The 23,992-nt window shown below is 69.1% G+C and carries 22 protein-coding genes and 1 other RNA gene; 11 read left to right on the top strand and 12 right to left on the bottom strand.

The window, feature by feature from the left end; genetic code table 11:
- Positions 1–9 precede the first annotated feature (9 nt).
- Positions 10–1,569, bottom strand: a complete 1,560-nt coding sequence (locus ACP96_RS16830; RefSeq protein WP_050034175.1) for a hypothetical protein — start codon at positions 1,567–1,569, stop codon at positions 10–12.
- A gap of 170 nt (positions 1,570–1,739) precedes the next feature.
- Here ACP96_RS16830 and ligA point away from each other — a divergent pair, with 170 nt between their 5' ends.
- The gene (gene ligA / locus ACP96_RS16835) at positions 1,740–3,560 is read left to right on the top strand and encodes an ATP-dependent DNA ligase LigA (RefSeq protein WP_050034176.1); all 1,821 of its coding nucleotides are present in this window, start codon (positions 1,740–1,742) and stop codon (positions 3,558–3,560) included.
- A gap of 38 nt (positions 3,561–3,598) precedes the next feature.
- Positions 3,599–4,333 carry an MBL fold metallo-hydrolase gene (locus ACP96_RS16840; protein WP_050034177.1) on the top strand — a complete coding sequence of 245 codons (735 nt, stop codon included), beginning with the start codon at positions 3,599–3,601 and terminating at the stop codon, positions 4,331–4,333.
- Positions 4,334–4,388: 55 nt separating this feature from the next.
- On the opposite strand, the gene ACP96_RS16845 is transcribed toward ACP96_RS16840, so the two are convergent.
- Positions 4,389–5,489, bottom strand: a complete 1,101-nt coding sequence (locus ACP96_RS16845) for a PGF-CTERM-anchored ABC transporter substrate-binding protein (protein WP_050034178.1) — start codon at positions 5,487–5,489, stop codon at positions 4,389–4,391.
- Positions 5,490–5,551: 62 nt separating this feature from the next.
- Between ACP96_RS16845 and btuC the strand changes: the two genes are divergently transcribed.
- Both btuC and ACP96_RS16855 read left to right on the top strand, forming a co-directional pair.
- The gene (gene btuC / locus ACP96_RS16850) at positions 5,552–6,694 is read left to right on the top strand and encodes a vitamin B12 ABC transporter permease BtuC (protein WP_050034179.1); all 1,143 of its coding nucleotides are present in this window, start codon (positions 5,552–5,554) and stop codon (positions 6,692–6,694) included.
- A complete protein-coding gene (locus tag ACP96_RS16855) occupies positions 6,691–7,962 on the top strand; it encodes an ATP-binding cassette domain-containing protein (protein WP_050034180.1) in 1,272 nt (423 codons plus the stop codon). Before btuC ends, ACP96_RS16855 begins: the two co-directional genes overlap by 4 nt.
- A gap of 732 nt (positions 7,963–8,694) precedes the next feature.
- Here ACP96_RS16855 and ffs read toward each other — a convergent pair.
- Positions 8,695–9,006, bottom strand: an RNA gene (ffs, locus tag ACP96_RS18315) — signal recognition particle sRNA.
- An 82-nt stretch (positions 9,007–9,088) separates the two neighbouring features.
- The gene (locus tag ACP96_RS16860) at positions 9,089–9,502 is read right to left on the bottom strand and encodes a DUF7548 family protein (protein ID WP_050024206.1); all 414 of its coding nucleotides are present in this window, start codon (positions 9,500–9,502) and stop codon (positions 9,089–9,091) included.
- A gap of 130 nt (positions 9,503–9,632) precedes the next feature.
- Between ACP96_RS16860 and ACP96_RS16865 the strand changes: the two genes are divergently transcribed.
- Positions 9,633–10,091 (top strand): hypothetical protein, encoded by a 459-nt coding sequence (locus ACP96_RS16865; RefSeq protein WP_050024204.1) that lies wholly within the window; start codon positions 9,633–9,635, stop codon positions 10,089–10,091.
- Positions 10,092–10,119: 28 nt separating this feature from the next.
- On the opposite strand, the gene ACP96_RS16870 is transcribed toward ACP96_RS16865, so the two are convergent.
- On the bottom strand, positions 10,120–11,145 hold the full coding sequence (locus ACP96_RS16870; RefSeq protein WP_050034181.1) for an aldo/keto reductase: 1,026 nt from the start codon (positions 11,143–11,145) through the stop codon (positions 10,120–10,122).
- A gap of 285 nt (positions 11,146–11,430) precedes the next feature.
- Between ACP96_RS16870 and ACP96_RS16875 the strand changes: the two genes are divergently transcribed.
- From ACP96_RS16875 to ACP96_RS16885, 3 genes are all read left to right on the top strand, one after another.
- Positions 11,431–11,733 carry a hypothetical protein gene (locus ACP96_RS16875; RefSeq protein ID WP_050024210.1) on the top strand — a complete coding sequence of 101 codons (303 nt, stop codon included), beginning with the start codon at positions 11,431–11,433 and terminating at the stop codon, positions 11,731–11,733.
- An 85-nt stretch (positions 11,734–11,818) separates the two neighbouring features.
- Positions 11,819–14,971 carry an isoleucine--tRNA ligase gene (gene ileS / locus ACP96_RS16880; protein ID WP_050034182.1) on the top strand — a complete coding sequence of 1,051 codons (3,153 nt, stop codon included), beginning with the start codon at positions 11,819–11,821 and terminating at the stop codon, positions 14,969–14,971.
- A 170-nt stretch (positions 14,972–15,141) separates the two neighbouring features.
- Positions 15,142–15,642 carry a GNAT family N-acetyltransferase gene (locus tag ACP96_RS16885; RefSeq protein ID WP_050024200.1) on the top strand — a complete coding sequence of 167 codons (501 nt, stop codon included), beginning with the start codon at positions 15,142–15,144 and terminating at the stop codon, positions 15,640–15,642.
- Between the two features lie 48 nt (positions 15,643–15,690).
- Here ACP96_RS16885 and lrpA1 read toward each other — a convergent pair whose 3' ends face one another.
- From lrpA1 to ACP96_RS16900, 3 genes are all read right to left on the bottom strand, one after another.
- Positions 15,691–16,119, bottom strand: coding sequence for an HTH-type transcriptional regulator LrpA1 (lrpA1, locus tag ACP96_RS16890; protein WP_050024198.1), 429 nt, complete (start codon positions 16,117–16,119; stop codon positions 15,691–15,693).
- Between the two features lie 107 nt (positions 16,120–16,226).
- Positions 16,227–17,165, bottom strand: coding sequence for a thiamine pyrophosphate-dependent enzyme (locus ACP96_RS16895; RefSeq protein WP_050034183.1), 939 nt, complete (start codon positions 17,163–17,165; stop codon positions 16,227–16,229).
- 3 nt (positions 17,166–17,168) lie between these two features.
- Positions 17,169–19,064, bottom strand: coding sequence for a 2-oxoacid:acceptor oxidoreductase subunit alpha (locus tag ACP96_RS16900; protein WP_050024196.1), 1,896 nt, complete (start codon positions 19,062–19,064; stop codon positions 17,169–17,171).
- Between the two features lie 170 nt (positions 19,065–19,234).
- Between ACP96_RS16900 and dph5 the strand changes: the two genes are divergently transcribed.
- On the top strand, positions 19,235–20,032 hold the full coding sequence (gene dph5, locus ACP96_RS16905; protein WP_050034184.1) for a diphthine synthase: 798 nt from the start codon (positions 19,235–19,237) through the stop codon (positions 20,030–20,032).
- Between the two features lie 66 nt (positions 20,033–20,098).
- A complete protein-coding gene (locus ACP96_RS16910; protein ID WP_050024195.1) occupies positions 20,099–20,485 on the top strand; it encodes a CBS domain-containing protein in 387 nt (128 codons plus the stop codon).
- Between the two features lie 76 nt (positions 20,486–20,561).
- On the opposite strand, the gene ACP96_RS16915 is transcribed toward ACP96_RS16910, so the two are convergent.
- Positions 20,562–20,789, bottom strand: coding sequence for a hypothetical protein (locus ACP96_RS16915; RefSeq protein ID WP_050024193.1), 228 nt, complete (start codon positions 20,787–20,789; stop codon positions 20,562–20,564).
- A complete protein-coding gene (locus ACP96_RS16920; RefSeq protein WP_050024191.1) occupies positions 20,779–21,036 on the bottom strand; it encodes a hypothetical protein in 258 nt (85 codons plus the stop codon). Before ACP96_RS16920 ends, ACP96_RS16915 begins: the two co-directional genes overlap by 11 nt.
- Before the next feature lie 148 nt (positions 21,037–21,184).
- On the opposite strand from ACP96_RS16920, the gene ACP96_RS16925 reads away from it, so the two are divergent.
- A complete protein-coding gene (locus ACP96_RS16925; protein WP_050024189.1) occupies positions 21,185–21,559 on the top strand; it encodes a CBS domain-containing protein in 375 nt (124 codons plus the stop codon).
- Between the two features lie 31 nt (positions 21,560–21,590).
- Here the strand turns inward: ACP96_RS16925 and ACP96_RS16930 are convergent, their stop codons facing one another.
- Positions 21,591–22,838 carry an MgtC/SapB family protein gene (locus ACP96_RS16930; RefSeq protein WP_050034185.1) on the bottom strand — a complete coding sequence of 416 codons (1,248 nt, stop codon included), beginning with the start codon at positions 22,836–22,838 and terminating at the stop codon, positions 21,591–21,593.
- Between the two features lie 146 nt (positions 22,839–22,984).
- Positions 22,985–23,947 (bottom strand): archaeosortase A, encoded by a 963-nt coding sequence (artA, locus tag ACP96_RS16935; protein ID WP_050034186.1) that lies wholly within the window; start codon positions 23,945–23,947, stop codon positions 22,985–22,987.
- Positions 23,948–23,992: the final 45 nt, after the last annotated feature.

Genomic DNA, 23,992 nt, shown 5'->3' on the forward strand with positions numbered 1-23,992 from the left:
GGCCGCGCCTCAGTCGCCGTTCATCCACGCGGAGAAGCCGCCCTCGATCAGCGTCTCGGCCTGTCGGTCGATGTACTCGCGCTGCGTGTCGTGGACGGCGGTCTCGAAGTCGTCGCCGGCGTCGAGGCGCCCGCGGACCCGATCCCGCTTCCAGCTGGCCGGGGTCGTCCGGTTCGCCACCCGCCACCGGAGCGGGGCGAGCCACGCGGCGGCCTCCTCCTCGGGGCAGCCCGCGGTCCGGAGGCCCGCCTCAGCGTGGTCGAGGAGGTCCGCGTACACCGCGTCGGTGTCGGTCGTGGTCTCACCGTCGAGGCCTATCCACTCGATCTCCGCGCCGAGGCCGTCGGCGACCGCGGCGTAGAAGTTGTCGCGGGCGGTCTCCCAGTCGAGCCCGATGACGGGGTGTTCGCGCTGGGGGAGCGCCTGCATCAGGCCGGCGAACGCCGCCTGGAAGGCGATCGAGTCGCGGACGGTCGGTTGGCCCGGGATCGGCCGGAACTCGATCCGAGCGTTGGCGCTCGACCGGCTCGCGCCCTCGAAGACGGGACGGACCCACCGCCAGTAGCTTCCGTGCTTCGTTCGGAACGTCGCGAACTCGTCGTCGAACCGGTCGGTCCCCTCGGGCTCCGGCATCGGAATCAGGGTCTCGTCGCCCGCGATCCGGTCGACCGCGGTCTCGACGTCGTGGAACTCCCGCGGGAATCGGACCTTCCCCTCGTCGGTGCGGGAGTTGAGCACCGACTCGAACACGTGGATCCGGTTCTCCGTCGCGCCCTCCGCGAGGACGCGCTCGCCGTCCCAGTCGTCGTCGTACAGGTCCGGCGGGAAGAAGGGGGAGTTGACCCCGAGCGCGAGCAGGGGACCGGCGATCCGGAGCGCGTACCGGAAGTGCCGCGGCAGGGTCTCGGCCTGCGCGACCTGATAGTGCGGCTGGACCGAGGTGATGAGGCTCTCGGGCATCACCGTGTCCGCCTCGAGCGACACCCCCGGCGCCTCAACGACCGTCCCGCGCTTCGCGTCGTCGCCCGCGTTCGCCATCGCGTGGTACCGCACCGCGTCGCTCATGTTGACGGCGACGGTGACTCCGTCAACGTCGACGCTGTCCGTGAGATATCCACGGGCCGTCTCGCCCGCCGGCGGGATGGTCCAGAGGGCGTCGGAGACGAGCCGCATCCCCTCGACGCCCGCGGTGTTCTCCGCGGCCTCCAGCCGCGCCCGGACCTCCGCGAGCTGCGCCCGGAGCCCGTGGTCCGAGAGCGGCTGCGGGCTCGTCGACATCTCGGCGTTGTGGAGCCCGAGCTCCTTCTCGAACCCCATCAGCTCCAGCAGTCGGCGGGGGACTCTCATTAGGGCGTACTCGCCCGCCCGCGACTCCTCGCTCCACCGCCCGTCCGCGACCGCGTAGAACTCGTACTCGAAGCCGACGATCGACTGCTGGTTGTCGAAGGCGCCGTCGCGGAGCGCCTGCTTGACGACCTCCGCCTCCTCCTCGGCGCGGGCGTCGAACTCGTCGGGGTCGACCGCGAGCGCCTCGCGAACTCCGTCGGCGAGGGCGGACTCGGTGCTCATGGGACGGTCGACGACCCCGGCCAGTAAAAAGGCCTACGCCCGATCGGCGGCGTGTGAGCGGTCGGCACGCGGTTCGTCGGTCCCGGGACCGACCCGTATCGGGGCGCCGGCCCATCTCGAGGCGCCGACCGTACCGAGGCGCTTTTGCCGAGCGATCGCCGACTCCGCGCATGGAGTTCGCAGCGTTCGCCGACCGGGCGGAGGCGCTGGCGGCCGAGCCCGCCGACATCGAGACGACCCGGCTCGTCGCCGACCTGCTCGCGGCGGCCCGGGATCGCGGCGGGAGCGCCGGCGGCGAGAACGGCGACGGCGCCCGCTCCGAGGGCGACGACCTCCCGACAGTCACCCGGTTTCTGCTCGGCCGTGTCTTCCCGGCGCACGACACTCGGACGCTCGACGTGGGGCCGGCGCTCTGTCGCGAGGCGATCGCCCGCGCCGCCGGTCCGAACGTGACCGCGGCCGACGTGGAGGAGCGGCTGGCCGAGGCGGGCGAGATCGGCGCGGTCGCGGCCGGCTTCGAGTTCGGCGGCCAGCGCGGCCTCGCCGCCTTCGGCGAGGGACGCGACCGGCTCACCGTCGCCGCGGTGGACGCGGCGCTGCGCGAGCTGGCGGCCGCCGCCGGCGACGGCAGCGAGTCACGCAAGCGCGACGCGCTGTTCGGGCTGTTCAATCGGTGCGAGCCCGCCGAGGCGAAGGTGCTCGCCCGGCTGGTGCTCGGCGAGATGCGGCTCGGCGTCGGCGAGGGAGCCGTCCGCGACGCGATCGCCGAGGCGTTCCTCGCGGACGGGAGCGACGGCAAGGAAGGGGGAGACGACGGCGACCGCGACGGCGACGAACCGACCCTCCGCGCCGGCGACGAGACGGTCGCGGCGGTCGAGCGCGCGCTGCAGGTGACCAACGACTACGGCCGCGTCGCGGTCCTCGCCCGCGATGAGGGGTTCGAAGGTCTGCGCGCCGAGGGGCTGGAGGTCGGCCGGCCGGTGCAAGCGATGCTCGCGCAGGCCGGGACGGCGACCGACGCGGTGGAGGCGTTCGGCGAGGTCGCCGTCGAGACCAAGTTCGACGGGGCCCGGGTGCAGGTCCACTATGTGCCGGAGTCGGACGCCGAGGGCGAAGGGGACGATCTCGGCCCGCGGATCTACTCGCGGAACATGGACGACGTGACCGGCGCGCTCCCGGAGATCGTCGAGTACGTCGCGGGGCGCGTCTCGGTCCCGGTGATCCTCGACGGAGAGGTCGTCGCGGTCGACGACGACGGCGATCCCCTACCGTTCCAAGAGGTGCTGCGTCGCTTCCGGCGGAAACACGGCGTGGACCGGATGCGCGAGGAGGTCGGGCTTCGGCTCCACGCGTTCGACTGCCTCCACGCGGACGGCGAGGACCTGCTGGACGAGCCGCTCCGCGCGCGCCACGACCGACTCGTGGAGGTCCTGCCGGACGCGGCCGCGAGCGTCGAGTTCGCGGACGACCCGGCGGCGATCGAGGACGCGGAGGCGGCCGCGCTCGACGCGGGCCACGAGGGCGTGATGCTGAAGAACCCCGAGGCGGCGTACACGCCCGGCGACCGCGGCCGCGACTGGCTCAAGCGCAAGCCCGACGTGGAGACGCTCGACGCGGCGGTGGTCGGCGCGGAGTGGGGCGAGGGGCGCCGCGCGGAGCTGTTCGGGACGTTCCTGCTCGGCGTGCGGACAGGAGACGACGAGTTCGCGACCATCGGCAAGGTCGCGACCGGGCTCACCGACGAGGCGCTCGCCGACCTGACCGAGCGGCTGGAGCCCCACGTGGTGAGCGAGGACGGGACCGAGATCGAAATCCGGCCCGAGGTCGTCCTCGAAGTGGGCTACGAGGAGATCCAGACCTCGCCGACCTACTCGTCGGGCTACGCCCTGCGGTTCCCGCGGTTCGTCGGCGTGCGCGAGGACAAGTCGGTCGACGGCGCCGACTCGCTGGAGCGTGTCTCGCGGCTCGCCGGCGGTGAAGGTGAAGGCTGATAGCCACCCTCAAGGCGTCCGCGGCCGGAACCCGGCGTATGACGGTACGATACGACGACTTCACGGTGGAGTGGCTCGGCTACGCGACGGCGCGACTGGAGCCCGAGGACGGTCCGGTCGCCTACACGGATCCGGGGCGATACGGCGTCCTCGACGATTACTGGGCCCGCGACGGTGACCTCGTCGTGGTCACCCACGACCACCACTACGACCCCGACGGGATCCGGTCGGTCGCGCGCGAGGACGCGACGCTCGTGATCTACGAGGCGGTCGACCCCGCGGGGATCGACCGCGACGTGGAGTCGATCGAGTCGCTCGCTGACGACTACGACGTGATTCGGGTCGACGACGAGGCGCGCGTCGACGTGGCGACCCCGGCCGGCGAGGTCGCCGTCTGGTCGGTCGCCGCGCACAACGATCCCGATGGTCCCAACGCCGGACCGGACGGCTCGGTGACCCACCCGCCGGGGTTCGGCTGCGGGTTCCTGCTCGGTCTCGGCGACCGCACAGTCTTCTGGCCCGGCGACTCCGACGCGCTCGACGGGTTCGCGGAGCTCGACGTCTCGATATTCCTCGCGAACATCGCCGGCGGCGGGCTCGCTTCCGACCGCCACGCCGCCGCGGACCTGGCCGAGGCGATGGACCCCGACCTCGTCGTCCCGATCCACTACGACACCTTCGAACAGTTGGCGGCGGACGGCGAGGCGTTCGCGGGCGACGTGGCCTCACGATCGATCCCAGTCGCACTCGACGCGCGGTCGGCGAACCAGTAGCGAGAGAGAGGGGGATCCGCCGCGACTGCAACCCCGCCGTCTCGTCCCAGTTCTCCTACGATCGCCGTGCGATCAGCGTCGCGGCGAGCGCCGCGATCAAGGCGGCGACGACGCCGAATCCGGGGGCTTGGCTCTGCGAGTCGCCGTCGCCGTCCGTCGCCCCTTCACCTTCCGTCTGCAGCTCCTCGACCGCGGTCGCGAGCGTCTCCGTCGACTCGATCACGCTCCGCGGGGCCGGCTGGTTAAGATAGTTCACCTCCATGACGACGTAGTTCCCCTCGACCCCGGCGGTCGTGCTGGCGTACGGCTCCTCGTCGAGGATCGGCGCCTCGGGGTCGGTGACGAGGATCAGTTCGGGGTCGGTTTGGAGGATGACCTCGTTCGAGAGTTGCGGATAGCCGTCGCCCTCCGCGGCGGCGACGTTGTTCACGCCGCCGATCTCCATGATCTCGTTGATGAACGTGTTGTTCGCGGCGACGAAGCCGTCGCCGAGCGGGTACAGCGCGTTCGGGCGGTCGAGGTCGGCGGTCCGGCTCTCGGCGTCCGCGACCGCCTCGTTCATCTCCGCGTTCGTCTCGGCGGCGGCCTCGCAGTTACCGACGAGACGACCGGTGGTCTCCGTCTTCTCCGCGATGTCGTCGACCGAGGTCGCAGCGGGGAAGTGGTACACCGTGAGGCCCTGCTCGCGGAGGTCCGCGACCTGATCGGCCGACGCGTTCGGCGCGAGCACGAGGTCGGGATCGGTGTTCACGACGCGCTCGACGCTGACGCCCACTCCCTCCGCGGAGACGTCCGTCTTCTCGTCCGCGCCGTCGAGGTACGCGGCGTACTGCGTCACGCCGACGACGCGATCCTGCGCGCCGATCTCCCAGAGGGTCTGCGCGGCCGAGGGGTTGATCGTCGTGATCCGCTCGGGGCGCTCGTCGAGCGTGACCGCCGTTCCCGTGGCGTCCGTCAGTTCGACGGGGAATCCGCAGGTGTCGGCGTCTCCGTCGTCCGTCTGTTGAACGCCCGGCTCGTCGACCGCGTGGGCGGTCGGCGTCGGCTCCGGTGTCGTCTCCGTCGTCGGCTGTGCGCCCGCGACCGGACCCGCGACGCCGCCCACGAGAGCGGTCGTCACGAGCAGGGCTACCGCGATGACATGCCTGTCTCGCATCCCATCGACGACGGCGCTCGTTCAATAAGTACTTACCTACTACAAGTTTTGTTGGAATACGAATGAGTGCCTGGGGCCGGTCAGTGGGGTGGTCTGCGGCGCTAGCGGCCGTTCTAGCTCTCGTAGTGGTCGCGAGCGCCGCGATCGGGCCCATCCGTATTCCGCCCGCGGAGGTGGTGAAAGCGGTGCTGAACGCGCTCGTCGTCCCGGCCGGGATCGAGACGACATCGCACGGGATCGGGCCGCTCACGCTCCCGAGCGTCGACCTCGCGTATCGGTCACCGTTCGCGTTCCCCGTCGACCGCGTTCACCAGCAGATCGTCGTCGGCGTCCGGCTCCCGCGGATCCTCATGGCCGCGCTCGTTGGATTCGCGCTCGCCGCCGCCGGCACGGTGATGCAGGGATTCTTCCGCAACCCGATGGCGGACCCGTCGATCATCGGCGTCTCCTCGGGCGCGGCGGCCGGCGCGGTCGCGTTCATCGTCTTCCCCGTCGCGCTGTCGACGAAGCTGGCGCTCCCGGTCGTGGGTGCGGTCGACGTGGGGGTCTCGCACGGCGCCGGGGTGAGCCTCTTCGCGTTCGTCGGAGCGCTCGCCGCCGCCTTCGGCGTGTACGCCATCGCGACGCGACACGGGCGGACCCCGGTGGCGACCCTGCTCCTCGCCGGCGTCGCTATCCAGACGTTCCTCGGCGCGGTCATCTCGTACCTCCAGCTGCAGGCCGGCGAGTCGCTCCGTCGGATCGTCGCGTGGCTGATGGGTCACCTCTCGGGCGCCGCGTGGAGCGACGTCGCCGTCACCGCGGTCGTCGTCCCGCCGCTGTTCGCGGTCCTGCTGGTGTACGCCCGCGATCTCAACGTCATGCTCCTCGGCGAGGAGGAAGCGCAGGGGCTCGGGATCGCGGTCGAGCGCACGAAGCGGATCCTGCTCGCCGCCTCGGCGCTGATCACGGCCGCGGGCGTCGCCTTCGCGGGGGTCATCGGCTTCGTCGGGCTGATCGTCCCGCACATGCTCCGGCTGGTCGTCGGGCCCGACCACCGCGTCCTGCTCCCGAGCGCCGCGCTCGCGGGCGGGTCGTTCCTCGTCGCCGCCGACACGGTCGCGCGGGCCGGGAGCACGGAGCTCCCTGTCGGGATCGTCACCGCCGCCGTGGGCGCGCCCTTCTTCGTCTACCTGCTCGTGACGCGGGAGGTGCACGAGCTGTGACCGCCGAATCGTCCGTCGTCGACGACTCGGAGCCCTCCACCGTCGACGAGCCAGAATCGCGCTCGGCCGTCGACGACGAGACCCCGCCGATCGAGGTCAGCGACCTCTCGGTCTCGTTCGGCGACGTGCCGGTCGTCTCGGGGGTCGACTTCCGCGTCGAGCGCGGGTCGCTCACGGGGCTCGTCGGGCCGAACGGCGCGGGGAAGACGACGGTCCTCCGAGCGATCAAGGGGACGCTCTCGCCCGACGCCGGCGAGGTTCAGCTCGACGGCGACCCCACCGACTCGCTGTCCGCGCGCGAGGCCGGACGGCGGGTCGCCAGCGTCCCGCAGGAGACGAGCCTCGCGTTCGACTTCCGAGTCCGGCAGATCGTCGAGATGGGACGGACGCCGCACCTCGGCCGGTTCGACGGCCACGGGCCCGACGACGAGCGCGCGGTCCGCGAGGCCATTGAGGCCGCGGGCGTCGCGCGCTTCGCCGACCGGGCGATCACGGAGGTCTCCGGCGGCGAACGTCAGCGAGTCCTGCTGGCGCGGGCGCTGGCACAGGAGACCCCGTCGCTGCTGCTCGACGAGCCGACGGCGAGCCTCGACGTGAACCACGCGGTCCGGACCCTCGAACTCGTCAGGGACCTCGTCGACGACGGGCGCGCCGCGCTCGCGGCGATCCACGACCTCGACATGGCCGCGCGGTACTGCGACCGGATCGTCCTCCTCGCGAACGGCGGCGTCCGGGCGGTCGGCCCGCCCGCAGAGGTGTTGACGGCGGACGCGCTCCGGGATGCGTTCGACGCCGAGGCGTTCGTCGGCGAGAGCCCGGCGACGGGGACACCGACTGTCACCGCGTTCGACGGGACCGCTGGGAAGGATCCGCCAAACCCGCGCCGCGTTCACGTCGTCGGAAGTGGTCGACCGGCGGGGCGAGCCGTCGCCCGACTGGCCGCCGCGGGCCACGCCGTCTCCGTCGGCGTCGTCCCCGAGGGGGACGCGGCCGCGGGCGTCGCCGCCGACGCTGACGCGAGGGCGGTGACGGCGCCGCCGTTCGCGGCGGTCCCCCCCGAGCGACGGGACGAGGCGGTCGCGCTCGCCCGGGAGGCCGACGTGACGGTCGCAGTCGGGAAGGCGGGACGAGCCGGCGACGAGCTCGGATCGAACAAGGCCGTTCTAGACGCGAGCGACCGGATTGTGCGCGTCGACGACACAGTCCGCGATGACGACCTGCTCGACGCTGTACGCGAGAGCGACGAAGCTGACGCCTCGGGCCGGTGATATCGGCCAGAACGGTCCGGTCGCTATCGGCTTCGGAACAACTCTGTCACAACCTGCTTGTCCAGCGATCTCTCAGTCCGAAACACCGGTCGATAAACTTGCTTCGTGATCGACAGCGAGAGTATGTGTGTCAGATCGATCGTGGCGATCCGGCATTTAAAAGAAATGAGCGACCGCGACGATTGCTTATAAATAAACGAGTCGGTGGCGCGCGCCGGTGAGCGCCCGGAGGGCGCGAACCGCGAGGGACCTTCGGTCCCTCTGGCAGCCGGCGGCTTCGCCGCCGGCGACGCCCGCGCGAGGGAGTCGGCGCGGCGCTTTTAAGCGCCGCGCCGACGAGGCTGGGGAGGCGTGAGGCTGCGGTCCCGCGAGCGACTGAAGGGAGCGAGCGGGAGCACAGAAGTTGCACCCCGCGCAGCGAACGGAGTGAGCGAGCAGGACCGTCTTCCAGCGGTGCTGTGCGGTCGGGTGGGACTCAAAGGGGCAGTCGTCGAGGCGGGGGCAGGCGACGTAAGCACCGCAGCGAAGGAGCGCTAGCGACTGAGTGAGGAGCGCAGCGAGCGTGCCCCCGCCTCGACAACTGGGGCTTTGGCGGTGTTCGCCGACGATCCGTCGGCAACGATTTATAAGTAAGCGGCTGGAGCTTTGGAGGAGTTCGCCGTCGATCCACCAGCAACTACGTACAAACAGCCGACAGCAACACCACTCGATCACTTATAAACGACGTATGAATGGCGGACAGGCGGGGTGGCCCGGCGTTCCGGCGCGGGGTATCCCGGTTGCCTTCTCCACCCCGCGACCCGACGAGCGACGGGCGTCCGGCGGTGGGCTGCTCGCTTCCGCGCCTGACCCAGTGTCGCCGACGAACCGCGACGGACCGCTCCTGCGAGCGGGCGTCGCGGACCGCTGTCCCCGGCGGACGAGGCTTCCACGTTGGCTCTCGGGGCCCGCACCGGTCTGACCGGACGCGCCCGCTGTTCGGTCCCCGCTAAAGACTACCTCACGGGTGACGAGCGGGGCCTAACCGCCCGACCTAGTCCACTTCGCGGTACACGACACCACCTTAAGGGCCTTTCGTTCGGCGGAGAGCCGGTCGAGATCGCGACCGGCGGGATCGGGACCAAGGCTACGCCAGGAGGTTCCGGGCGTACGCCGCGGCGGATGCCGGAACGAGGACGGAGAGCGCGACGACGACTCGCGGGTGCCACACTAGCCAGAGGTTGTCGCGGAACATCGGGCTCGGTTCGATCGCCAGCGCCCACGCCGCCGCGCTCAGGGTCGTCGCGAGGCCGAGGACAACCGCGGCGCCCGCAAGGGATCCGGGATCGAGGTTGCCGCGTTCGACGGAGGCGATGACGACCGCGCTGAGCAGCGCGAACAGCGCGATTCCGGCGGCGCCGACGACGCCCGAAGCGTAGTAGTCGGCGAGCTGTGACGCGTACGCTCCCCCCGACAGGATCACGTACGGCGCGGCGAGCGCGAGCGCGGTGACGACGCCGGCGGCGATCCCGATCCGGCGCGTGACGGCGCGGAGGTTCATGCGAACTCGTCGGGCCGGCAGCGCGGTAAAAGGCCCGGATCGATGTCGAGCGGCGGATCGATGTCGAGCGGCGCGCCGATCGCCGGCGCGCTCCCGTAGCGTTTTGGGTCGCCGGCGCGGAGGGTGGCGTATGACCCTCGACGTCGACCCGCCGGAGCCGCCCGAACTCGCCGCCGTCGATCCCAACGAATACGAGGACGCGGAGGTCGCCGGCGGCGAGTACCGCCGCGACGACCTGGAGGCGTTCCTGCGCGAGGGCGCGTGGGAGGAGGCGTTCGCGGAGTGGGCCGCCGGCAGCGACATGGACGAGGAAGACTGGAGGATCGCCGTCGACCTCGGTCTCGTCTCTCGGTTCGACTTCTTCTGGGACGACTTCGCCGACCGCGTCGGCTACCACGCGCCCGGGCTCCCCGAGGACTGGAAGGAGCGAGACCTCCACCCCGACCTCGACTCGTGGGGCACCGTCTCCGCGATCAACGCGGGGCTCACGGAGCTGGGTCAGATCGTCTGTGAGACGCTGAAAGAGGAGTATATCGACTGGGAGGCCGAGTTCGAGGCGCCCGACGACCTTCCCGACTTCGAGGCGTAGCGGGGAGAGTTCGTCGTATTTTTGGCCCTCAGTGGCCCCAGAGGTTCCCGTCCGAGTCGTACCGCGCGTCCATGATCCGGTCCCACTGCGCGTCGGAAAGCGCGAGGTCGGCCGCGGCGACGTTCTCGTCGAGCTGGTCGGTCGTGCGCGCGCCGACGATGGGGACGCAGGTGAACTCGTCCCACTCGGTGAGCCACGCGAGCGCGACCTGCGCGGGCGTCGCGTCGAGCTCGTCGGCGACCTCGCGGACCGCGTCGAGCACCTTCCAGCCGCGCTCGGAGAGGTAGAAGCGCTCGAACCGGTCGTCGAAGCTCGCCCGCGACCCGTCCGGCGCGATCACCTGCTCGGGGTCGTCCGGGTCGGCGCGCTCGTACTTCCCGGTGAGGAACCCGCCCGCAAGCGGGGAGTACGGGCAGACGGCCAAGTCCTGATCGGCGCACACGTCGAGGTACCCCTTCACGTCCTCGTAGTAGCCCGCGTGGTGGAGCGGCTGGACCACGTCGAAGCCGGCGTAGTCGTTCGCGTCGGCGGTCCACAGCGCCTTCGTCAGCTGCCACGCCGCCATCGTCGACGCGCCGAGGTGGTGGACCTTCCCCTCCGAGACCAACTCGTCGAGGACGCGCATCGTCTCCTCGATCGGAGTCTCCTCGTCCCAGCGGTGGATGTAGTAGATATCGAGGTAGTCGGTGTCGAGTCGGTCGAGCGTCCCCTCGACCTGCGCGCGGATGTGCTTACGCCCCAGTCCCGAGTCGTTGGGGCCGGGCTCGCCGCGCCCGTCGAACGGGAAGTACACTTTCGAGGCGATCACGTAGTCCTCGCGCTCGCGCTCCGCGAGCCACTCGCCGATGTACTCCTCGCTCGTCCCGTGCGGCGACCCGTACACGTTGGCGGTGTCGATGAAGTTGATCCCGTGGTCCGCCGCCGCGTCGAGGAGTTCGTGGGCTTCCTCGCGACCCGTCTCGACGACGCCGTTCGTCTCCCGCCCGAAGCGCCACGTCCCGAAGCAGAGCTCGGAGACGCTGAGTCCCGTGTTGCCGAGCCGTCGGTAGTCCATGTTCGCACGTCTCGGCCGCGATTTCTAAAGCGTGGCGGCAGCGGCGGTCCGCGAACCGATTCGGGAGGGCGGTCGCGCCGATCGCTCATAAGCGAGCGAGGCGCAAAGTGCCTCTGGCAGCCGGCGGAGACGAGGGCGAGGTTTTGGAGGGGGTCGCTGCGCCGTTGCGAGCAGGGGTTCAGACCGCCGGCTGGAGCTGTAAGGATATTCACAGCGCTCGGAAACGCTGTGTTCCGTCCCGATCTCGACCCGACACTTATGACGGCCGAGGAGAACTCGTACCCGATGCCCTCCCGACTCGCTGCGGGCCTGTTCAGTGAACCGTCCGGTCGCCGCCACGCGACCGTGATGTTCGTCGCGGCGCTCGCGTTCGCGTGCCTCTACCTCTACGCCGTGCGCCACGCCGGTTCGACGGGGGCCGAATGGCTCCTGTTCATGATCGCCGGAACCGCGCTGTCCGGCCTCGCCGAGTCGCTCCCGGGCGATCGCCGAGTCGCCGCCGGCGTCCTCCGCGTCCTCGCGATCCTCGTGTTGACGTGTCTGCTCGTGGTGCTCAGCGTCGCACCCGGGCTCATCGACCTCCGGTAACTCCGCCTCCCGTCGCTCCGAGTCCGTTGCCGTCCCGTAGCTCCGACTCCGCCGTATTCAAATACGCGCGCGGAGACCAACGGATATGGACGAGATCGACGACCAGTACACGCCCGCGGACGTCGAGTCCGGGGTCGACGAATACTGGGACGACCACGACGCCTACGAGGCGGCGAAGGAGGCGCACGCCGACGACCCGCCCTTCTTCTTCGTGGATGGCCCGCCGTACACCTCCGGACAGATGCACCTCGGTACGGCGTGGAACAAGACGCTGAAGGACGCGATCATCCGCCACAAGCGGATGACCGGCCACCGCGTCACCGACCGGCCGGGCTACGACATGCACGGGCTCCCGATCGAGGTGAAAGTCGAGGAGGAGCTCGGCTTCGAGAACAAGCGCGACATCGAGGAGTACGGGATGGAGTCGTTCATCGAGAAGTGCAAGGAGTTCGCCCTGCGCAACCGGGCGGCGATGGACGAGGACTTCCAGTCGATCGGCGTGTGGATGGACTGGGAGAACCCCTACGAGACGATCGATCCCGAGTACATGGAGGCCGCGTGGTGGGCCTTCTCGAACGTCGCCGATAACGGGCTCGTCGAGCAGGGGAAACGGTCCATCTCGCAGTGCCCGCGCTGCGAGACCGGGCTCGCCAACAACGAGGTCGAGTACGAGGACGTCGAGGACCCCTCCATCTACGTGAAGTTCCCGCTCGCCGACCGCGAGGGGAGCCTCGTCATCTGGACGACGACGCCGTGGACCATCCCCGCGAACACCTTCGTCGCCGTCGACGAGGAGCTCACCTACAACGCGGTCCGCGCCGAGAGAGACGGCGAGGAGGAGGTGCTCTACGTCGCCGCGGAGTGTGTCGAGGACGTGCTGCAGGAAGGCCGCTACGAGGAGTACGAGGTCGAGGCCGAACTCACCGGCGAAGAGCTCGTCGGCTGGGCGTACGACCACCCGCTCGCCGGCCGCGTCGCCGAGTACCCCGACTTCGAGGGCGCCGGACAGGTGTACGCCGCCGACTACGTGGAGGCCGACCGCACCGGGCTGGTCCACTCCGCGCCGGGTCACGGTGAGGAGGACTTCCACCGCGGCACCGAACTCGGACTCGACATCTACTGCCCGGTCGGCCCCAACGGCGAGTTCTCCGAGGCCGCCGGGGAGTACGCCGGCCAGTTCGTGCGCGACGCCAACGACGACATTATCGACGACCTGGTCGCCGACGGCCACATGCTCGCGCACGGCACCGTCGAGCACAGCTACGGTCACTGTTGGCGGTGTGACACCGGGATCATCCAGTTGGTCACCGACCAGTGGTTCATCTCGATCACGGACGTGAAAGAGGACCTCCTCGAGAACATGGCGGAGTCCGAGTGGCACCCGCAGTGGGCCCGAGACAACCGCTTCCGCGACTTCATCGAGGACGCGCCCGACTGGAACGTCTCCCGCCAGCGCTACTGGGGGATCCCGATCCCGATCTGGGTGCCGGAGGACGCGGACGGAAGCAGCCTCGACGAGGACATGATCGTGATCGGCACCCGAGAGGAACTCGCCGAGCGCGTCGAGGAGGACGTCGATCCCGAGACGATCGACCTCCACCGCCCTTCCGTCGACGACCTGACGGTCGTCGAGGACGGAACCACGTACCGCCGCGTCGAGGACGTGTTCGACGTGTGGCTCGACTCGTCGGTCGCCTCGTGGGGCACGCTCGGGTACCCGAGCGACGAGGCGGCCCACGACGAGCTGTGGCCCGCCGACTTCATCGTCGAGGCGCACGACCAGACTCGAGGCTGGTTCTGGTCGCAGCTCGGGATGGGAACCGCCGCGGTGGACCAAGTCCCCTACGAGGAGGTCCTCATGCACGGGTTCGCCAACGACGAGGACGGCCGCAAGATGTCCAAGTCCGTCGGCAACATCGTCACGCCGGAGGAGGCGATCGAGCGCGCCGGCCGCGACCCGCTCCGCACCTACCTGCTCAGCCACGACCAGCAGGGCGTCGACCTCGCGTTCGAGTGGGACGGGCTCGGCGAGCTGCAGGGGAAGCTCAACATCCTCTGGAACGTGTTCCGCTTCCCGCTGGAGTACATGGACCTCGACGGCTACGACCCCGCCGACGCCGACCTCTCGGACGGCGAGCTCGAGCTCGTCGACGAGTGGGTGCTCTCGCGGCTCCAGTCCGTCGAGACCGAGGTCGAGGAGGCGTGGGCCGACTACCGCGTCAGCGACGCCGTCAACGCAGTGATCGAGTTCGTCACGCAGGACGTGTCCCGCTTCTACGTGAAGGCGGTCCGCGACCGCATGTGGGAGGAGGCCGACTCCGCCTCGAAGCGCGGCGCCTACGCGACGCTCGCGACCGTCCTCGACGAGACGACCCGGCTGCTCGCGCCGATCGCGCCGTACATGACCGAGCGCATGTACCAGACGCTCGACGGCGAGGCCACGACCGTCCACCAGCTCGACTACCCCGAGCCCGACGACGACCTCCGGGACGCCCAGCTCGAACGCGACGTGGCCGTCCTCCGCGACGTAGAGGAGGCCGCCGCGAACGCGCGCCAGCAGGCCGGCCGCAAGCTCCGCTGGCCCGTGCCGCGCGTGATCGTCGAGAGCGACGACGAGGACGTGACCGCCGCGGTCGAACGGCTCTCGGAGCTGATCGCCGAGCGCGTCAACGCCCGAGCGGTGACCGTCACCGGCGCGTTCGACGAGCTGGTCGAGACCGCCGAGCCGCAGATGGGCGCGATCGGCCCCGCCTTCGGCGCCGACGCCCAGAAGGTGATGGAGGCGGTACAGGGCGCGACCCGCGCCGCGGTCGAGGGCGGCGAGGTGACCGTCGACGGCGAGCCCGTCGACCTCGACGACGAGATGGTCGAGTACGTCGCCGAGCCGCCGGAACACGTCTCCGGCGCCGACTTCGACGGCGGCGCCGTCTACGTCGACACCTCGCTGACTCCCGAGATCGAGTCCGAGGGGTACGCCCGCGACGTGATCCGCCGGATCCAGGAGATGCGCAAGGAACTCGACCTGGACGTGGAGGCCCGGATCCGCGTCGGCGTCGCGGTCGACGACGACCGGATCGCCGCGTTCGTCGACGACCACGCCGACCTGATCGCCGGCGAGGTGCGCGCCGACGCGTGGCTCGACGGCCCGAGCGACGCCGCGGACGCCGAGGGCGGCCTCGTCGAGGAGTGGGAGGTTGAGGGCGTCGCGGTCACGATCGGGATCGAACCGGTCGCGTGACGACCTGATCGGGACCGTCGCGAGAGAACGTTCGGCGATCCGTGTACTCAGGAGATCGTCATACGCCGAACCGTCGCGTAACTGATCGTTCTTACTATTCCCGATCTCGATACCCTGCGAAACGTTGTCGTCCCGAAACCTATAGGTGACTTCTTCACGCACGGTCGTATATGCATGTCCGGGCGGCTCGGCCCGACGACGCGGAGGCGCTACGAACGGCCGTCTCGCGAGCCCGCGAGGCGACCGTCTTCGACGACATCGGAGCCCCTCTTCTCGACGTGTCCGCTGCCGGCGTCCGCGAGGCCGCCGCAGAGGCAGAGTGGTCGTTCCTGATGGAGGACGAGGACGGACCGGTGGGGGTCGCCATCGCTCATCCCGACGCGGAGACGTCGACCGACGAGCACGGAGACGACGGCGACCACGAGGCCGAACTGCTCGCGCTGTGGGTCCACCCGAACCACGCGGGCGAGGGCGTCGCGGGCGAGCTGCTCGCCCGCGTCGCGTCTTCGGTGACCGACTGCGGCGTGGAGACTCTTCGCGCGAGCGTCCCCGCCGACAGCCCCGGCGCCACGGAGTTTTTCAGTGCACACGGGTTCGTCCACCGCGGCACCCGTCGCGGTCCGGCCGGCGACGAGTCTATCGTCGTCGCCGACGTGGACGCGCTCCAGTGACCGCGCCGCGATCGGACCGAGCCTAGGAGATCGCCAGACGAATCGCCGTTACTTCAGCCGTTCCTGGAGGAACGAGGGATGTGCCGCGGTGACGCCGTCCACGCCGAGGAGCTTCTCGGAGATGACGTCGCCGAGTTCGTCGCCGTCGCCGGCGCGGACTTCGGCCATCAGCATGTGGTCACCGGAGGAGGTGTACAGCGCCTGCACCTCGTCAAGGTCCTTCAGCTTCCGGGTCGCGCCCACGTACTGTCCCGAGTCGACGTCCATCCCGACCATCGCGATCGACTGCGACGAGAGCTTCTTCGGGTCGATCTCCGCGGAGTAGCCGACGATCACGCCCTTCTCTTCGAGGCGGTCGATGTACTTCCGCACCGTCGGCTTCGAGACGTCAGCCCGGTCGGCGATCTCCGCGCAGGAGGCCTGCGCGTCCTCCTCTAACACCGACAGGATCCGTTCCTCCGTCGATACCGTACTCATGACTACTGCTTTGTCACCACCGAAAAAATACCTTGCGAACCGAAAAACGAGACGAACGGACGACGAATCGCGGCGGGATCGTCGGCCGATCCCGGTCTACGGTCGCTTCAGGCGTGCTTGTCGAGGAACATGTCGTGGGAGCGCTCCCACTCGTAGTCGTCGTCCCAGTAGCGCTCGGCCAGCGGCTCGTCGGGCATTTCGCCGATCGCCTGCTTCTCCGCGCCGTAGGACGGGCGGTCGTCGTCGACGTAGAAGCGGCCGGTGAGGACCTCGCCCTCGTAGAGCGACTCCTCGGTCTCGCGCATCATCTCGGCGGCCTCGACGCGGTCCGTCTTGTCGAAGTCGTAGTCGTCGGACTCGTTGACGTCGATGTACGGGACGTACTGGCGCGCGTCCTTGTTCCAGGTCGGACACTGAGTGAGGAAGTCGACGTGCGCGAAGCCGTCGTGGTTGATCGCCTCGACCAGAATCTCTTTGGCCTGGTTCGGGTTGACTGCGGCCGTGCGGGCGACGTAGGAGGCGCCGGCGTTGAGCGACATCGAAAGCGGCTTGATCGGCTCCTTGGCGCTGCCGGACGGCTGTGTCTTCGACTTGTGGCCCTTCGGGCTGGTCGGGGAGGTCTGTCCCTTCGTGAGCCCGAAGATCTCGTTGTTGAACACGATGTACGTCATGTCGTGGTTCTCCCGGGCCGTGTGGATGAAGTGGTTCCCGCCGATCCCGTAGCCGTCGCCGTCGCCGCCGGCGGCGATCACTTCGAGGTCGGGATTCGCGAGCTTCGCGGCGCGGGCCACGGGCAGCGAGCGCCCGTGGATCGTGTGGAACCCGTACGTGTCGAGGTAGCTGTTCAGCTTACCGGAACAGCCGATCCCGGTACACAGCAGGGTCTCCTCAGGCGTGCGCCCGACCTCGGGGAGCGCCTGCTTCAGCGCCTTCAGGACGCTGAAGTCACCGCAGCCGGGACACCAGGTCGGCTGGGGCTCGACGCCCGGCGTGTACTCGTCGCGGTCGATCTCTCGTTCGTCTCCGATTGCTGAAAACGTGCTCATGAGTTAGTCACCTGCGGCTGGGACGAAGGTGGTCTGATGGCCCGACGCGTCGCCGTCGCCCTCGACGACCGCGGCCTCGAACCCGTCGACGATCTCAGCCGGCTCGAACGGGTTCCCGTTGTACTTCAACAGGCTCGACAGCTTTTCGCCGTAGCGGCCGAGGTTCTTCTGAACGAGCCCGCGGAACTGTCCGGACGCCGTCATCTCGACGACGAGGACCTCGTCGACGCTCTCGACGAACGCCTCGACCTGTGCGGTCGGGAAGGGGAGCATGTCGGAGACGCCGTACGACTTCACCGAGACCCCGGCGTCGTTGAGCCGGTCGACGGCCTCTTCGACGGTGCCCTGCTGGCTCCCGAACGTGAGGATGCCGTACTGGGCGTCGTCGGGACCGGCGTAGGAGCCGGTGTCCTCTTGATCGAGGTCGGCGCGAATCGCCTCCAGCTTCTGGGTGCGCCGGTCGATCTGCGCGACGCGGTTGTCCGGCGACTCCTCGATGTGGCCGGTCGGGCTGTGCTCGTTGCCGGTCGCGAGGAAGCGACCGCCCTTCTGGCCGGGAATCGACCGCGGGGAGACGCCGTCCTCGACGTCGTGCTGGAACCGGTGGAACTTCCCGTCGGGCGAGTGCGGCTCGTCGGCGAGCGCGTCCTCCGAGAGCGTCTTCCCGAGCGTCGGGTTCGGCTCGCGGTCGAAGTGGCTCTTGGGGACGTTCACGAGCTCGCCGCCGAGCTTCTGGTCGTACAGGAGGATCGACGGGATCTGGTACTCGTAGGCGAGCCGGAAGGCGATCCGCGACTGCTCGTACGCCTCCTCGACGGTCCCCGGAGCCAAGACGACGCGCTGGGAGTCGCCCTGCGAGGTGTAGAGGACGTGTTCGAGGTCGGACTGCTCCGGCTTCGTCGGCATCCCGGTCGACGGACCGGCGCGCATGGCCTCGACGAGGACGACGGGCGTCTCCGTCATCTCCGCGAGCCCGAGCGGCTCCGACATCAGCGCGAAGCCGCCGCCGGAGGAGCCGGACATGGCCTTCACGCCGGCGTGCGAGGCCCCGACCGCGAGCGCGGCCGCGGCGATCTCGTCTTCGACCTGCTCGGAGATCCCGCCGAGCTTCGGCAGGTTCTTCGTCATGATGGTGAACACCTCGGTCCACGGCGTCATCGGGTAACCGGCGATGAACCGGCAGCCCTCGTCGATGGCGCCGTAGGAGATGGCGTCCGAGCCGGACATGAGCAGCTGCTCCTCGTCGTGCTCGCCGGTCGGCACCGACACGTCCGAAGCGTCCACGTCGTACTCCTCGCGCACTTGGTCGTACGCGATCTGGAGGATCTCGAGGTTCGGTTCGAGGATCTTCTCCGGCATCGCGTCGCGCATGAGGTCCTGGACGTGGTCGAGGTCCATCCCGGTCAGCGCGCAGGTCGCGCCGACGCCGGCGGTGTTGCGCATGACTTCACGGCCCTGATCGCGGGCGAGCCCGCGGAGGTCGAGGGGGTATACGTGCCAGTCGTTCTCCTCGGCGCGCTCTTCGAAGTTCGGAATCTCGGAGGCGTCGAGGAGTCCCTCGTCGTACACGATGACGCCGCCCTCGCGGAGCTCGTCCAAGTTCTCCGAGAGCGGCTTGATCTCCTCGTTCCCGTAGACGGCCTCCTCCTGCGGGTTGCGGGCGAACGAGTCGCCGAGCGCGAGCAGGAAGTTGTACCCGTCTCCTCGGGACCGCACCGGATCCGAGGACGCACGGACCTCGGTGTAGGTGTGGCCCCCGCGGATCCGCGACGGGTAGTGGCGATGCGTGAAGACGTTGAGCCCCGATCGCATCAAGGCCTTCGCGAAGTTCTGGCTGGTCGAAGCGATCCCGTCACCGGATCCCCCCGATATCCGCCAGATGAGTTCGTCGTCAGTCATAGTGGTATGTGAGCCCGTGAGGGCCTAGTAATTCGACATTGTGCTGGTTACCTCTTAGGGCTTGCTATGGAATCACAAGGAACAATGATGAAAGACCTTTAGGTGTTACCCGCCGCGGACAGCGCGATCCGTTCCACGCCTTTTTACTCACCGCCCGCCCGACGGGTCGTATGCTCACGTTCATCGGTCTCGGCCTTTACGACGAGCGCTCGATCACCGTCGAGGGGCGCGAGGCGCTCCGGTCCGCGGACCGAGTCTTCGCGGAGTTCTACACGAGCAAGCTGGTCGGCGCCGACGTCGAGGACCTCGAAGCGTACCACGGCGCGGAGATAGCGGTCCGGCCGCGCGAGGGAGTCGAACGGGACCCGGAGGCGATCCTCGCGGCGGCCGAAGAGGGTCACGCCGCGTTCCTCACCGCCGGCGACACGATGATCTCGACGACCCACACGGATCTCCGGCTGCGTGCCGAGGAACGCGGGATCGACACCCGCGTGATCCACGGCGTGACCGCGCAGTCGGCCGCGTCGAGCCTCACCGGCCTGCAGAACTACCGGTTCGGCAAGGCGACGACGCTCCCGTTCCCGTACGCCCACGGCGGCGACGACGTGCCCGGGAGCGTGATCGACACCATCGAGGCGAACCGCGAGCGCGGGCTCCACACCGTCGTCTACCTCGACATCAAGGTCGGCACCGGGCCGACCGGCCCCGACCCGGACCACGAGGAGTACATGACCGCCGACGCCGCGGCCCGGCTGCTCGCCGACGGGTGGGAGGACGCGCTCGCGGTCGTCGTCGCCCGCGCGGGCTCGCCCGATCCGATCGTCGCCGCCGACCGCCTGAGCGCGCTCGCGGAGCGCGACTTCGGCGACCCGCTCCACCTGCTCGTGATCCCCGGCGACCTCCACCACGTCGAGGCCGACGCGCTCGCCGGTCTGGCCGGCGCGCCGGCGGAGCTGGTCGAGGAGTGAGCACCGGGAGGTCGCCCGGTCCGACGACCGGTCGTTTGATATTCCTGTCCTGCGTTGTCGGATCTCATGACAGACCTTCCCGTTGAGCAGCTGATGTCGACCGAACTCGTCACGATCGCCCCGGGGGCGGCCGCCGCGGACGCGGCGAACCGGATGTTGGAGACCGGAGTGAGTTCCATCCTCGTCGTCGACGACGATGGGCACCTGGCCGGGCTGATCACCGCGACGGACTTCGTCTCGCTCGTCCGCCGGAACGACCCGGAGGACGAGACCCCCGTCGAGGCGTTCATGACGACGGACATCGTCACCGTCTCTCCCGACGACTCCGTCGAAGACCTCGCGGAGCCGACGGACCAGGGGTACACGCACCTCCCGGTGGTCAACGAGGACGGAGAGCTGATCGGGATGGTCTCGACGACCGATCTCACGGCGTACGTTTCGGAGCAGCGGTGAGCGGTCCGGTGGTGTGCAGCCGATGAGCCGTCAGACGGCGCGCGGCTCACCCCGAGAGTCGGCCCCGACCGTGGGATTAGCGACCCGACGCGGCCATCTGGTCGTCGTAGGTGGCGCCCGCCGCGATCAGGAACCCGATTATCGCGGTGACGACGGCGATGCTCCCGATCGCGACGACGGCGATAGAGAACAGGTCGTTCGGGAGGACCCGTGCGGACGTCAGCAGCGACACCGCCGTGACGCCCCCGATCAGCAGCAGGAGTCGACCGAACCGGGCGGTGTCGAGCCCGTCGTCACTTGACATAGGCTCTAATCTCGTTGATGACGCCGTCGTACCCGTCGTCGCTGGCCTCCGCGCCGAGCGAGTGAATCGACTGGCAGATCCACATCCCGGCGGTGAAATTCAACAGCGCGACGAAGGACACCAGCCCGAGCTGCGAGTCCACGGTGAGCCCGATGACGAGCCCCAACGGGAGCGTCACCGACATGATGGCGTGCGTGAGCAGCGACCGAGTCCCGAAGTCGTCCAACGAGCTGAGTACCCCTGACATGTGAACAGTACGGGGACGAACGCGTATATATACTCGTGCGAGCTGTCTCGGATATCCGGGGCGGTCGCCGGCCCGTCGCTGAAGTCGACCTGACCGGACGGAGATAGACACCGGAAGAGTAATCAGATCTGCTATCACACCACATGATATGGATCTGAACGACCGAACCCGCGTCAGTGAGGTCATGTCGACGCCGCTGGAAACGATCGGGGCGGACGAGCCGCTTCGCGAGGCCGCGCGTCGAATGGACGGCGACGACATCAGCGCGCTCGTCGTGACGACGGGCGGGGGCTGTATTATCACGCAGAGCGACATCATCGGTGCCGTCGCGGCCGGCCGCGACCTCGACGAGGCCGTCGTCCGCGACGTGATGACCGAGGACGTAGAGACCGTGACGCCGGACCTCATGATGGAGGAGGTCGCGGCGATGATGACTATGTACGGAGTCAAACACCTCCCCGTCGTCGACGACGACTACGTCGGGATGGTCTCGTCGACCGACGTGGCCGAGCACCTCTCCTGAGTCGGCGGGCGGCGTCGAGTCCGCACGTCATTTAAACGAGAAGCAGCGGTGCGCCCACCGCTACTCCGACCGCGATCAACACGAGGTTCCAGAACAGCACCGGCCGGATTAGCTCCCGCGTGATGCTCGCGGCGAAGGCTGTTTTAATCAGGACGCTCGCGGCCGTCCCCGCGACGACTCCCGCCGCCGCGGTGTCGACCGTGATCTGCCCGGTTCCCAGAAGCGAGACCGCCGTGGTCGTCGCCGTCCCGGAGGAGACGAGCCCGGCGAGGAACGACGTGGCGATGAATCCGCCCGCGCCGAACGTCCGCTCGGCGCCCGCGGAGACGACCAGCACGACGAGGAACAGCGCCCCGAACGTCAGGGCGTTCCGAAGGCTGAACGGCGAGGTGAGCTCGGCTTCCATCGTCGTCTGCCAGTCGCTACGCCACACCGCGACGAGGACGCCGGCGACGGTGATCGCGCCCAGCGGCGCGCCGACGATCACGGCGGCCTCGGGAACGAAGACGGCGACGACCGCGGCGTTCCGGAACGCCATCGCGGCGTTCGCGAGCAGGATGGAGCCGACGGCGATGTCGAGTAGGTCGGTTCGTCCCTTCGCGCGCTTGGCCATTTCCGCGACGACCGCGGTGGAGTTCACGAGTCCGCCGAAGAAGCCGGTGACCGCGTAACCGCGTCCCTGGTACCGCTTCACGAGTACGTAGTTGACGAAGCCGATGGCGCTGACGGCGACGACCAGCGACCAGATGAGCCGGGGCTGGACCGCGCCCCACGGGTCGATGGTCTCCGCCGGCAGCAGGGGGAAGACCACGAACGCGAGGACCGTGAACTCGACCGCACTGCGGACCTCCTCCCGCGAGAGCCCCCACGCGAACTGGTGGAGTTCGCGTTTCAACACGAGCAGCAACGAGGAGAGCATCGCCACCGTCACCGCCTCGATGAAGAACTCCTCGGCGACGAGCGCACCGACCCCGTACGTGACGAGCATCGACACCGACGTGGTCAGCGAGAGCCCGTCGACGTCCTCCTCGACGAAGCTTCGGACGGCGAGCAGCACCGCGATGGCGACGATCAGCGCCCCGCCGACGATCAGGAGCCCGTCGTCGTCGAGCAGCGAGAAGACGGCCGCCGCGAGGCTGATCAGCGCGAACGTCCGGATCCCCGCGGACTTCTGGGACCACTCCCGCTCCAATCCGAGAAACATCCCCAGCGCGGTCGCCAAGACCAGCTTTGCGACGTTCGTCTGGAGGTAGACCAACGGGTCGACGGCGCTCAACACGGGTCGTCACCTCGTCGCGTCCGTCGCCCTCGCGGGGTCCGGTCCGGCCGAATCGTCGCGTTCATACCCGAACCAGTCGACAGCCGTGCCTATAGCTTGCTATATACTGATATATAGTTTCTGAGGATCGTCTCCTCGACGCCGCGTCAGCGGTTAGTCGGCTCCCGCGGGAGATCGAGCGCCTCCGTCAGGTCGTGTTCCTCGCCGGTGAGCAGGTAGAGCACGTCTTCGAGGATGACCACGAGCTCCGGTAGCTCCCGCACGACGAGGAAGGTGATGCCGATCAGCGCCACGACCGCGAGCAGCTGGCTCATGATCCGGTCGGAGATCAGGAACGACACCCGGTACGGATCGCTCGCGCCGAACATCAGCAACACGAGGTCCGGGTACCAGTGCATGTACTGGTTGCCCGAGGCGACCGAGATGAACGTCGTCCGGAGGATGTTGAGGACGTAGATGAGCGTGACCGACACCGCGAGCCCGCGGAGCTTCCGCCGCAGGGGGGCCTCGACCGCCGCGACGAGCCCGCCGAAGATCGCCATGCTCCCGAGCCCCGTGCAGGCGAGCACGATGTCGATCCGGTAGGTGTGGCCGTCGTCGAGCGTCCACAGGTAGGCCGCGTCGTACCCCTCGCTGCTCGCCACCCGCTCCGGCGCGTAGCCGAGCAGGTCGATGAGCATCCCGGTCTGGGTCGCGACGACCTCGATGAGGATCCGGCGGGGTTCGGGGAACGCGACGCCGGCGAGCGTGAACGCCGGAATCGTCTCGAACGGGAGGTAGATGAACAGCATGATCGCGATCGCCCGCGTGAGGGTGAACAGCGACGCTCGTCCGTTATACAGGAGGTAGCCGGCGTACATACAGGCCGGCACGCCGACGAGCGCAAGGATCGACTCGACGTAGCTCTGGTGTTCGAACGCGAAGTACGGCACCGTGGTCAGCCAGAAGAGCCCGAACAGCGCCCACGTACCGGCCGCGAGCGACCGGCCCGCCGCCAGCCCGCGACTGTCGAGCAGCCACGCGACGGCGAAGAGGATCGCGACGAGCCAGGCGAACGTGAACGTGTCCGGCAACAGAGTCAGGACCGCCGGCACGCCGGAACCGAACATGTCCGAACGGTCAGTCGTCGGCGGATAAAGCCCTTGTCGTTGCCG

This window comes from Halorubrum halophilum (genome assembly GCF_000739595.1).
GTDB lineage: Archaea > Halobacteriota > Halobacteria > Halobacteriales > Haloferacaceae > Halorubrum > Halorubrum halophilum.